Below are 12114 nucleotides of genomic sequence, written 5' to 3' on the forward strand. Positions count from 1 at the left end.
CTCTGCCATGAAAAGCCTTTATCAGGCGGCGCGAGATAAATGACTCCCAACATATCTCGATCTTTAACACCACCCGCATTCGTTGGCGGGACTGGACAAGGAGAATTCGATGTCCCAATCCGTTTCCCTGACATTTCCCGATGGCAACGTGCGCAGCTACGATGCTGGCACGACCGGTCGCGATGTCGCTGAATCCATTTCCAAATCTCTTGCCAAGAAGGCCGTCGCAATCGCCATCGACGGTACCGTGCGCGATCTTTCCGATCCGATAACGGACGGCAAGATCGAGATCATTACCCGCAATGATCCGCGCGCGCTGGAATTGATCCGGCATGACGCAGCCCATGTGATGGCGGAAGCCGTGCAGGAGCTGTGGCCCGGCACGCAGGTGACTATTGGTCCGGTTATCGAGAATGGTTTTTACTACGACTTCGCCAAGAACGAGCCCTTTACGCCCGACGATCTGCCGAAGATCGAAAAGAAGATGAAGGAGATCATCGCTCGCAACGCGCCCTTCACCAAGGAGATATGGTCGCGTGAGAAGGCGAGGGAAGTATTTGCGGCGAAGGGAGAGCAGTACAAGGTTGAGCTCGTCGATGCGATCCCTGAAGGCCAGGACCTGAAGATCTATTTTCAGGGAAATTGGTTCGATCTTTGCCGCGGTCCGCATATGGCATCCACCGGCCAGATCGGCACGGCCTTCAAACTGATGAAGGTCGCGGGTGCCTATTGGCGTGGTGACAGCAACAATCCGATGCTGACCCGTATCTACGGCACGGCCTGGGCCGAACAAGCCGATCTCGACAACTATCTGCACATACTTGCAGAGGCCGAAAAGCGCGACCACCGCCGTCTTGGCCGCGAAATGGATCTCTTCCACTTCCAGGAAGAGGGCCCGGGTGTCGTCTTCTGGCACGGTAAAGGCTGGCGGATGTTCCAGACGTTGGTCGCCTATATGCGCCGCCGGCTTGAAGGCGACTATCAGGAGGTCAACGCGCCGCAGGTGCTCGACAAGTCGCTTTGGGAAACGTCCGGCCATTGGGGCTGGTATCGCGACAACATGTTCAAGGTGACGGTTGCCGGAGACGATACGGACGATGACCGCGTTTTCGCGCTGAAGCCGATGAATTGCCCTGGTCATATCCAGATCTTCAAGCATGGTCTGAAGTCTTATCGTGAACTTCCTATAAGACTTGCGGAATTCGGGACCGTGCATCGCTACGAGCCATCGGGAGCGCTGCATGGATTGATGCGTGTGCGCGGCTTCACGCAGGACGATGCGCATATCTTCTGCACCGACGAGCAGATGGCTGCCGAATGCTTGAAGATCAACGATCTGATCCTTTCCGTCTACGAGGACTTCGGTTTCCACGAAGTCATCGTGAAGCTCTCCACGCGCCCGGAAAAGCGCGTCGGCTCCGACGCCCTCTGGGATCGCGCCGAAGCCGTCATGATGGACGTTCTGAAGACGATCGAAGCTCAATCTGGCAATCGTATCAAGACAGGCATTCTGCCGGGTGAGGGTGCTTTCTACGGTCCGAAGTTCGAATATACGCTGAAGGACGCCATCGGTCGTGAATGGCAGTGCGGCACGACGCAGGTCGACTTCAATCTTCCGGAACGCTTTGGCGCCTTCTATATCGACAGCAATTCGGAAAAGACGCAGCCGGTCATGATTCACCGGGCCATCTGCGGCTCGATGGAACGCTTCCTCGGCATTTTGATCGAGAACTTCGCCGGTCATATGCCACTCTGGGTCTCGCCCCTGCAGGTCGTCGTCGCAACGATCACATCCGAGGCTGACGAATATGGTGAAGAAGTCGCCGAAGCGTTGCGTGAGGCCGGCCTCAACGTCGAGACCGATTTCCGCAACGAGAAGATCAACTACAAGATCCGCGAACACTCGGTGACGAAGGTGCCGGTGATCATCGTCTGCGGTAAACGGGAAGCGGAAGAGCGTTCAGTCAACGTCCGCCGTCTCGGCTCTCAGGAACAGACTGCGATGCCGCTCAGCGAGGCGATCTCCACACTGGCGCTCGAAGCAACCCCGCCCGATATTCGACGCAAGCGCGAAACAAGGAGGGCGAAAGCTGCCTGATTGCCTGTCCGGTCTGGCAGCACTTCCTTAGACCCGGATGATTTCAGGTCGGATCGACCTGAAATCAGAATCCGCCTCTCAATCAAAAAGCTGGAGCGGGATGTCGGCCGAAAACCGCGCACACTTTTCGGCATCCCGCTCCGGTGCTGTCAGAGCCCTGTCATGCAACTGTAATATAAGCAGGTCTCGTTTTATCGGGAGCGGGTAACACCGACGCATATTTGCGCTTTAAAGAACTGTCGTACGCCAATGAAAGAGACCCGCGCCTCAAACGCTGGCTAATTCGCTCAATCGAGGGCCTTTCCGGTCGCGACCGCTATGTGCGGCTCTATGACATCTGGCGCAGCGACATCGTTGGCAGGAGCGAACGTGTTTTCGGCAAGATGCTCGACCTCATCGATGTCGAGCTCGATGTCAGGGGTGCCTGGCCGCCCAAACCGATCCCGGATACCCCCATCGTGATCGTCGCAAACCATCCCTTCGGTATTGGCGACGGCATCGCCGTGCTGGCGCTTGCCGAGCAACTCGGCCGACCGTTCAAGGTGCTCATTCACAACGATCTCCTGAAGGTGCCGGAGATGGTGCCCTATTCTTTGCCGGTCTCCTTCGAAGAGACCAAGGAGGCCATGGCCATTAACATGAGGACCCGGCACGAGGCCGTGCGGCTTTTGAAGGAAGGCACGACCATCATCGTCTTTCCTGCGGGCGGAGTCGCGACCGCGAAGAAAGGCTTCGGCAAAGCCGAGGATCTGCCGTGGAAGATGTTTCCGGCGAAACTCATCCAATCCGCGCGTGCGAGCGTCATTCCCGTCTATTTCGAAGGGCAGAACGGACGCCTTTTTCATCTTGTGAGCCGTATTTCGCTGACGCTTCGCCTTTCGCTGCTGATCCGCGAATTTCGCAGGCTTTCGGGCAGCACGATCACCTCGCATGTCGGCGAGATCATCACCTGGGAGGCTCTGAGCTGCGGCGACCGCAAGGACATGCTCTCCCGTCTCTATAGCGCCGTCTTCTCGATGGCGCCTCCGAAGCGACCATCCCTGAAACGGGTTGGCTGAACGCGCCCCGATCTGACGCTGTCAGTCGACGCTGCCGTCGCTCTGTTGCGGCGATTGTGGCTGCTGGTCTTTCATCAGCACCTCGACATCGGTGTTCTGACCGGCATTCACGCTGAAGTCGCGCTGGTAGATCTTGTCCTTATTGCGCGCCACGGCCGTATATTCACCTTCCGCCAAAACCATGGTCGGAAACGCGCTGACGCTTTCGCCGACGATATCGCCGGCGGCGGTCAGGATGGACCAGGCCGTATCGGCAATCGCTTCGCCGCCCGGCTCGGAGACGAATTTAAAGGTGATTTGCGCCGCCCGGTGCTGGATCGTCGCTTCCGTGAGTTTTCCCGCCTCCACCTGTATGTCGGCGCGTATGACGGCGTTCACCGTGCCATATTCGGAGACGACATGGTAGGTGCCAGCATTCAGCTGCACCAAGGTATTCGGCCTGACATCCGCCATGATCAGGCCGCGCTCACCGTCGGCGCGGACGTCCGAGGAGTAGATCGAGAAACTGAGCTGGTCCGGACGGATACGGGTATCGGCGCCCGATACCGCGTTGAGCAGCAATCCACCGGCGTCGAGCACCATGACTTGCTTTTCCATCTCACCGGACGAAGGGACCGTAAGCTTTCTGGTAACACCGGCGCGCCCGAAGGAGACGTTGACGAAGTAATCGCCGGGTGGCAGTTGGAAGTCGGCGTCGCCGCCTTGCGAGCTTGCGACCAATGGAAGCTTGCCGTCTGTGCCAGCGATCGGGCTGAAGACGTACCAGGCGAGGCCTTGTTGCACCGCTTCGCCCTCAGCGGTCAGTTTGGCTTGGAAGCTCACCGCTTTTAGCGTCTGGCCAGCGCTACCCGCAGCCCCCGGTGCCGTGAAGGCATTGAGCTTGGGCATCTTGGTGGTGCTGTCGAGCTGTTTGAAATTCCTGAAGGCGTCTTGCGCTCGCACTGCCGGGATGAGGGCGCCAAATATCGCCAAAACCAAACCGATCCGATAAAGAGCCGAAATACCCGACATGCGCTTTGAACCGATTGACTTCTTGAGTGACAGAGGCCACTTCAAGACCAACCCGATGGCAAATTCAAGACCCAACTTTTTCCATCGGTAAAAATGAAAGCCTCCTTGCATGAAAAGTGATATCAAGCTCATCGATTATCTGGCCATCCGCCGCTCCATACCCGCTTTCCAGATGTGCGAGCCAGGTCCTGGTAAGGTCGAAATCGAAGAAATTCTGCGTCTCGCATCGCGTGTGCCTGATCACGGGAAGCTCGCTCCCTGGCGATTCATCGTCTACCGCGGCGCCGAGCGTGTCCGTATCGGCGAGGGACTGCTGAAGCTGGCGCTCGCTACCAAGCCTGATCTCTCGGAAGAGATGATCGAGGTCGAGCGTACCCGTTTCACTCGCGCTCCTGTTGTCATCGGTGTCGTCAGCAAGGCAGGACCGCATATCAAGATTCCCGAGTGGGAACAGATCATGTCGGCCGGTGCGCTCTGCCTCAATCTCGTGATGTCGGCCAATGCGCACGGATATGTGGCCAATTGGCTGACGGAATGGTTCGCCTATGATGAGCGCGCTTACCCACTGCTCGGCGTCGAGCCCGGCGAGAAGATCGCCGGCTTCATCCATATCGGTTCGACTACCTTTCCCGCCGTCGAACGTCCGCGTCCGGAGCTGAGCGAAACCGTCACGTGGGTGGGCGGAGAGAAGAGCTGATGTTCTACATCACCGATATAAATCAGCACGGCCTGGCGCACGATCCCTTCAAGGCGATCGTCGTGCCACGCCCGATCGGCTGGATCGGCAGCAAAGGCATAAACGGTACCATCAACCTTCCCCCTATTCCTTTTTCAACGCTGTCGCCGATCGGCCGAAGCTTGTGATGTTTTCCTCGAGCGGCCGCAAGGACAGCCATCGCAACGCTGAGGAAACCGGCGTCTTCACAACCAATTTCGTCAGCCGTGACCTCGTCGAAAAAATGAACCTGACCTCTGCTGCCGTCCCCTATGGAGTCAATGAGTTCGAACTGGCGGGACTGACGGCCAAGTCCGGCATTCTGATTGATGCACCTTATGTCGGCGAAGCCTACGCCGCTCTCGAATGTCGCGTCACGGAAATCATCGAACCGAAAACGCTCTCTGGCAAACCGAGCGAAAATGTCCTCATCTTCGGGGAGGTCGTCGGCATTCATATCGATGAAGCGATTATCAGGGACGGGCGGCTCGACATGAGCATTGCGCGGCCGATGGCACGTATGGGCTACATGGATTACAGCGAAGGCAGCGAGGTCTTCGAGTTGCTGCGGCCAAAGGTCCCGCAAATCTGACAGGGCAGGGATGCAGAATCAGCGCCGGAAAATGAGACTGGCGATTGCAACCTGTTCTGCGTTCAGAACGAATTTTCCTGAATATCCGTAAGCCTTCGCTGCCCGGCATTCCGCTTCAAACGCCGCAATATCACTGTCCGGCGACGAGGCATCAATGGCTTCGACCCTGGCGGCGGCAGCCCCCAGCAAGACTAGACTGCGCGCCATTTCAAGTGGCGCAATCCAGCGTCCGTTCGTATCCTGGGCGGCGTGCGCTCCGAGATCAGCAGCAAGCCGGTCGGCCGACCAGGCAAGTGCCTGCAGGCGGGACGATTTGGCACCGTAGGAACCTGCAGAAAACAGCCCCGCCGCCGTGTCCGCCGCCATCGCCACGATGCGAATCTTGCCGGGGGGTAAGCCCGCCAGCGCCTCCTGTGCGGAAATCATCACATCGAGTTTCTGGACATCGGCACCCGCTTCCGCGCTGGGCAGGATGACGCCGGCAGGCGCCAACGGGATGACGGCTGCGATATCCTCCCGCAGTATAGCGCTCTTCCCATCGTGCACCATCACATAGAGAGCCGGAGCGGTGGTTGGCCTGGCTTGCCGGAGGAGGCGTACCGCATTCTCGCGAGCCTGTGGCGCATTGGCCGAATCGCTCTGCGACAGGTCGATGATCAGCGCATCCGCGCCACTCTTGAGACCTTCGACCAGTTTTTCCGCATCATCCGCCGGGGCGGCAAACCATGAACGTGTCATGCAATCTTCCTCGGCGAAACGCCGGCAGCGCAATCCTTCCCCCTCGTTTTAGTCCTCTTTACGCGGCAAGGGGAGAGGTCACCGCACAAGCCCTGTCGGTGTCGGTTAAGAAACATGGTGAACCAATCTTAAACTTTTTGGCGCTAGCGTGACTTACGCAGATGAGGCGCGGTTTTCCTCCGCAGATGTTGAGGCGTCAAGGTGATAGTAGAGGCATTTCTTCGTTGGGCCGCGACCGCAAAGGCTGGAGACAGGGCGAAAGCGGCAAATGCCTTGGGGCGAGCTTATCTCTATTCCGAAATGTCCACGCACGAGCGCAGCGCCGCCGAAGTGGCGATCACCTATCTGCTGGACGACCCGTCGCCGCGCGTTCGTCTGGCGCTTGCCGAAGCGCTGTGTCGCTCGCCCGATGCTCCGCGCGGTATCATTCTGTCGCTCGCCGAGGATCAGGCTGAAATCGCCTGTCACGTCATTACCTGCTCGCCGCTCCTCGATGACAACGATCTGGTCGATCTGACGGCGAAGGGAAATTTCATAACCCGAATGCTGATCGCAGCACGCATGCCGATTTCAAGGTCCGTATCGGCAGCCATTGCCGAGATCGGCGGCGAGGAAGAAGTCCTCTGCCTCCTCGAAAATCCCGAGGCATCGATTTCGCGGCTTTCCCTCAAGCGAATTGCCGAACGCCTGGGCGGAAGTTGCGACATCCGCAACCTGCTGCTGGAACGCAGCAATCTTCCGTCGGATGCACGCCACGTTCTACTGCAGCATGTCAGCGACGCTTTAAACAGCTTCAGTCTTGCACAGGCCGCCATCGGTGCCACGCGCCTACAGCGGATTACCCGCGAGGCCAACGACGCTGCCACAGTCACCATTGCCGGTACCGTAATCCACGACGAGATCCCGGTTCTGGTCGAATATCTACGGATAGCCGGGCGCCTGACGCCTTCCTTCCTCATGCATACGCTGTGCTCGGGGAAGGTCGAATTCTTCGCGGGAGCGATCGGCAACCTTTCCGGTTGCGAGGAAAGGCGGGTGCGTTCGATCCTTGCGACCGGTCGGATGCACGCCGTCAGGGCGCTCTATGAATCCGCCGGCATTGCACGTGAGATCAGCATGATTTTTGTCGAGGCGACTTTGCTATGGCGTGAGGCTGCTAGAGCCGCGTCGGGCGCAGCTCTGGAAAACGTCTCTGCGCGGCTCCTTCAGAAATTCCGCCGCAGGGATGGGGAAGCGGATGTCGTCACGGAACTTCTCGATATGGTGGAAAAGCTGTATATCGCCGAACAGCGTCAGTCGGCGCGGAGCTATGCATCCGTCGTATCGCTGGCGGCCTAATGCATGTCGCGCAAAAGTGTGCAGCGGTTTTGCGGCAACGACATGCATGAAAACAACAACCTAAAGCCTGTCGCGTGAATCTCTTTTCACACGACAGGCTTTAGAGCGGATTCTGTATCCGTCTGAGTGCAAAAAGCGCTCTGGAATCAAGGAATTGTAGCGTCCTTTTGTGCCTTCGATCGAACACCCATAGCCATCCCGCAGGAATGTCATCTTGAGCATCACCATTGCCGTCGAACCACCGCGCCAGGAGAGCGTGATCCGTCTTCTCGAGCTTTCCGATGCCTATGCGCAATCGCTCTATCCGCCGGAAAGCAACCATCTGCTGGACATGGCGTCACTGGAGAAGCCGGCGGTGACCTTCTTCGTCGCCCGTAACGACGGCGTTATTTGCGGCTGCTGCGCCCTGGTGGAAGCCGGCGACAGCACTGCGGAAATCAAGCGCATGTTCGTCGATCCGGCGGCGAGGGGGCTTGGGATCGCGAGCCGCCTCATGGATGCGCTGGAGGATCGTGCGCGAGCCGGAAGGCTTTCAGCTCTACGTCTCGAAACCGGCATCAAGCAGCCCGAGGCGATCGCGCTCTATCGAAAATACGGCTATGTGGAGATCGGCCCATTCGGGAACTATCAGCCCGATCCCTTGAGCCTTTTCATGGAAAAGCGGCTCTAATGCATGTCGCGCAAAAGTGTGCAGCGGTCTTCCGTTCGGAATTGCGTACAACCAATAGATTAGAGCGATTCTGCGATTCGATGGAAAGCTGAATCGCTCTAGGATCAGCGCTCGGCGGCGCGCTGTGGCGGAGGCGCCTCGTCGACGACGATCTGTGGGCGCGCTTCCTGTTCCTGCGTGGCTTCGACCTCGCGCACCCATTCGCGCCAGATGGCGACGATCAGTGCCATCAGCACCGGTCCGATGAAAATACCGAGGAAACCCATGGTCTTTACACCGCCGACAAGCCCGAAGAAGGTCGGCAGGAAGGGCAGCTTGATCGGTCCGCCGACAAGCTTGGGGCGAAGCGTCTTGTCGACGATAAAGAGTTCGACCGTGCCCCAAATGAAGAGGCCTATGCCGGCGAAGTGCGATCCGCTAGCCACGAGATAGATCGAAACGAGCGTGAAACAGGTGGGTGCACCGCCCGGGATGAGCGCCATCAGCCCCGTCAGCACGCCGAGGGTTACCGGCGAGGGAACGCCTGCAATCCAATAGGCGACCCCGAGAACGATGCCTTCGCCGATGGCAATCATCGTCATGCCCATGACGGTCGAACTGATCGTCGCAGGCACCACCCGCGAAATGCGCTCCCATCGGTTCGGAAGGATTCGCTCACCGAGAAGATCGATCTGGCGCGAGAAGGCGGCTCCGTCGCGATAGACAAAGAAGAGCGCGATCAGCATGAAAAGCAGCGTCAGCACCAGATGGAATGCGCCGCCGCCGGCCGCCACGATCGCGCGATAGATATTGCCGATATTGGCACCGCTGACAGCCTGGATCAGATCGCCGATGGAGCCGGGACTTCCGATATATTTGGTCCATTGCTCATCGAGCCAGCTGCCGACGCCGGGCAGCGCCACGATCCATTGCGGCGTATCGGCACCCACGCGGTTGGCGTGGATCGCCCAGGCCACCCATTGCTTGACCTCGCCGGTGGTATAGCTGACGGCAAGCGCGATGGGGATGACCAGGAAGGTAATGATGAGGATGATCGCGATCGTCGCGGCCAGCGTCGTGTTGCCGCCGAGACGACGCGACAGGTCGCGATAAAGCGGCCAGCTTGCGAAGCCGATCACGAGCGCGGCCAGGACCGGTACCAGAAAGCCGTAGAAGAAATAAATCCCGGCCGCGGCGATGAGGATAAGCAACCACCGTGCGGCCGATATCGACGGAATAAGCGCGATCCTGGCGGGCGCAGAAGGGCCCAGCCACTGCGGTCCGTTTTTCGGCTTATGACGTTCGAATACACCCAATGGGACTGTGTTTCCGGTTTATGTTTATCATTTTGTTATGGGCCATCATCTGGGCCGTTTCAAGAGGCGCAGCCGGAAAGGGTATATAAACCGTCGCCATCGACGGCCAATGTCACCCCCGGATAAATTCCGGCTGCGGGGACCTTGTCATTGCGGGCGCCGGAGAATCTTGAAGGCGAAAAACTGGCTCGTCTGCGAGGGGTTGAAATTGTTGTCAGCCGCCAGGATCAGGACGTCCGTGCCGTCCTTGGCCTTGCCGATGGCCATGGCCTCGATGTTGTCGGGAGCAAGGCCGAGCGCGCGCAGATCCAGGATCTGGCTCTTGCGCGCCGGGACGATCCGCCCCTCCGGCTTGGCGAGCGAGGCGACGCCGGAAACATCGGTCGCATCACCGATGTCCATCATCATCACCCGGACGCTGTTGCCGAAACCCTGCGCGTAGCCGCGCTCGACCATGAGGACGTGGCGGTCGTCGAGAGCCAGCATCTCCGACAGACCGTAGTCGTTTGCGCCGTCCGGTTTCACGGCAGCCTGCGGAATGGGAGAGACCGGATAAGCATATTGCGCTTTGGGCTCGCCGCTTACCACATCGTAGCGGATGATGCGCGAGAGGCTGCCGGCCGTCAGTGTCGTCGCCGGACCATCCTGGTAAAGTGCGGATTCAAGCCCGACGAGTAGGTCGCCCGACGGCAGGAAAGTCATGTCCTCAAAGGCGAGATTATCGCGGATGCCGGTGCTTTTGTCCGCTGTCGGAGCAAAGCCTTCCGGCAGCTTGAATTCGCGCACGAACGCGCCATCAGTCGCCGCAACACGCACGAAAGGCGGGAGAAGCGCCTTTCCATCACCTTCGCTGCTCCAGTAAATTCCGTCCTTGCCAACGCGAACCGATTCCGGATCAACGGTCTTTGCCGCAAAGGCTTCGCCGTTCTTGTCCTTGAGCGTCACCGTCTTCAGCACCGACACGCCCTTGAGGCCGGCCGCGCTGACGTCGATATCCAGCTCATAGAAACGGGCAGGCGCTTTTTCGGAGCGATCGTCGCTGATGGCGATGTAATGGCCGCTTGCAGCATCGAAATCGAGACCGGAAATTCCTCCGAATTCGACGCCGTTTTCCATTTGGCCGGTCGGAATTTTGAATTCGCCGAGATAGGAAAGCGCGATGCCGGCTTTGCAATCACCGAAGGGGCAGGGGGTATCGATGGTCGAACCGATATCCGTAGCTACAGCTCCGCTTGTGGCCATAAGGGTGGAGATCAGCATGGTGGAGGCAAGAATGCGGGTCTTCATGGCAAATCCGTTCCTGAAAGGGCTTATAGAAAAACGATAGCGATCGGCCGATGGGCTTCGGGCAGGCTACACCTGTGCTCCCGCTCCTTGACATTTATTTGAAGCTTCTCCGTCACTTTGATGAAATTCAAGTGACGGCCCGGCGGTGCGGTTAGCGTCCCAGCTTTTCCGCTACCATGTCGGCAAGCGCCAGTGAGGCGGTCAATCCCGGACTTTCGATGCCAAAGAGGTTGACGAGACCGGATATCCCGTGCTCCTGCGGTCCGTCGATGCGGAAGTCAGGTGCCGGCATATTCGGACCATGAATCTTGGGACGGATGCCGGCGTAATCCGGCTGGAGCGCACCGTCGGGCAAACCCGGCCAGTACGCTCGGATGGCCCGATAAAATTGTGCTTCCCGGGCCGGATCGACAGCCAGGTCCGTGTCGCTGTCCACCCATTCGACATCGGGACCGAAGCGGCAGCGGCCCTGCAGGTCGATCGTCGCATGAACGCCCAATCCGGCGACCTCCGGCAGAGGATAGATCAGGCGCGAAAAGGGCTGGCGCCCGGCAAGCGAAAAATAATTCCCCTTCGCGTACCATTGCCGAGGTATCGCAGTTTCTGGAATGCCTTCGGTCGATGCCGCAAGACGTGGGGCGCCATGACCGGCGGCATTGACAACAAGATCCGCGCCGATTTCCGCCGGCTCGTCTCCGCCGGTGAAGATCCGGATGGAAGCACGCTCGGGCATAAGCTTCAAGACAGGCGTGTGAAAGACGACTGCGCCACCAGCCGCCTCGATGTCGGCCTGCAGCGCCTGCATATAGGCATGGCTGTCGATGATGCCGGTTCTCTGGGACATGAATGCGCCGACGCAGCGAATTTCCGGCTCGATCTCGCCCACCTCTTCAGGGCTAATCCAGGTGAGTTCCGCGACGCCGTTTGCGGTGGCGGCATCCCAGATCGCGTGCAGTCCAGGCAATTGCCCCGCCGAACTTGCCAACATCAGCTTTCCGCAATTCCTGGCGGTGATGCCATGCTCATCGCAGTAGCGGTAAAGCATCTCGCGTCCGGCAACACAGGCGCGAGCCTTGATCGAGCCCTTCGGATAGTAGAGGCCAGCATGGATGACCTCAGAATTGCGTGAGGAGGTTTCCATGCCGATCGCCGGACCCTTTTCGAGAACCAGCGTTTCGAGACCGACAGAGGAAAGGCGACGAGCAACGGCGAGACCGATCACGCCAGCACCGACGACGATCGCGTCCACACGAAAATCGGTCATATGCCCACTCCTCCCGCGAACCGCTATCCGGCGGCGCCGACGTCGTCA

At 58.9% G+C, this 12114-nt stretch carries 10 protein-coding genes and 1 pseudogene; 6 read left to right on the forward strand and 5 right to left on the reverse strand.

Going from position 1 to position 12114, the window contains the following annotated elements; translation table 11 throughout:
• Nucleotides 1-109 precede the first annotated feature (109 nt).
• Nucleotides 110-2098, forward strand: coding sequence for a threonine--tRNA ligase (thrS, locus tag AAE029_RS06655; RefSeq protein ID WP_371072002.1), 1989 nt, complete (start codon nt 110-112; stop codon nt 2096-2098).
• 221 nt (nt 2099-2319) lie between these two features.
• Nucleotides 2320-3156 carry a lysophospholipid acyltransferase family protein gene (locus AAE029_RS06660; protein WP_371072003.1) on the forward strand — a complete coding sequence of 279 codons (837 nt, stop codon included), beginning with the start codon at nt 2320-2322 and terminating at the stop codon, nt 3154-3156.
• A gap of 21 nt (nt 3157-3177) precedes the next feature.
• Here the strand turns inward: AAE029_RS06660 and AAE029_RS06665 are convergent, their stop codons facing one another.
• Complete coding sequence (locus AAE029_RS06665; RefSeq protein ID WP_371072004.1) at nt 3178-4167, reverse strand: hypothetical protein; 990 nt, start codon at nt 4165-4167, stop codon at nt 3178-3180.
• Between the two features lie 109 nt (nt 4168-4276).
• Between AAE029_RS06665 and AAE029_RS06670 the strand changes: the two genes are divergently transcribed.
• The gene (locus tag AAE029_RS06670) at nt 4277-4864 is read left to right on the forward strand and encodes a nitroreductase (protein ID WP_371072005.1); all 588 of its coding nucleotides are present in this window, start codon (nt 4277-4279) and stop codon (nt 4862-4864) included.
• Nucleotides 4864-5474, forward strand: a pseudogene (locus AAE029_RS06675) (flavin reductase family protein). The gene AAE029_RS06670 and the pseudogene AAE029_RS06675 overlap by 1 nt, the downstream one beginning before the upstream one ends.
• An 18-nt stretch (nt 5475-5492) precedes the next feature.
• Here AAE029_RS06675 and AAE029_RS06680 read toward each other — a convergent pair.
• Entirely contained in the window at nt 5493-6212 is a 720-nt protein-coding gene (locus AAE029_RS06680) for an aldolase/citrate lyase family protein (RefSeq protein WP_371072006.1), read from the reverse strand.
• Between the two features lie 201 nt (nt 6213-6413).
• Between AAE029_RS06680 and AAE029_RS06685 the strand changes: the two genes are divergently transcribed.
• Nucleotides 6414-7550, forward strand: a complete 1137-nt coding sequence (locus tag AAE029_RS06685) for a DUF2336 domain-containing protein (protein WP_371072007.1) — start codon at nt 6414-6416, stop codon at nt 7548-7550.
• A 214-nt stretch (nt 7551-7764) separates the two neighbouring features.
• Complete coding sequence (locus AAE029_RS06690) at nt 7765-8220, forward strand: GNAT family N-acetyltransferase (protein WP_371072008.1); 456 nt, start codon at nt 7765-7767, stop codon at nt 8218-8220.
• 104 nt (nt 8221-8324) lie between these two features.
• Here AAE029_RS06690 and AAE029_RS06695 read toward each other — a convergent pair whose 3' ends face one another.
• From AAE029_RS06695 to AAE029_RS06705, 3 genes are all read right to left on the reverse strand, one after another.
• Nucleotides 8325-9515, reverse strand: coding sequence for an AI-2E family transporter (locus tag AAE029_RS06695; protein ID WP_371072009.1), 1191 nt, complete (start codon nt 9513-9515; stop codon nt 8325-8327).
• A 147-nt stretch (nt 9516-9662) separates the two neighbouring features.
• Nucleotides 9663-10802: an esterase-like activity of phytase family protein gene (locus AAE029_RS06700; protein WP_371072010.1), complete on the reverse strand. Its 1140-nt coding sequence runs from the start codon at nt 10800-10802 to the stop codon at nt 9663-9665.
• A 151-nt stretch (nt 10803-10953) separates the two neighbouring features.
• Complete coding sequence (locus AAE029_RS06705) at nt 10954-12066, reverse strand: NAD(P)/FAD-dependent oxidoreductase (RefSeq protein WP_371072011.1); 1113 nt, start codon at nt 12064-12066, stop codon at nt 10954-10956.
• Nucleotides 12067-12114: the final 48 nt, after the last annotated feature.

This window comes from Sinorhizobium sp. CB7, assembly GCF_041357635.1.
In the GTDB taxonomy this organism is placed as follows: domain Bacteria; phylum Pseudomonadota; class Alphaproteobacteria; order Rhizobiales; family Rhizobiaceae; genus Rhizobium.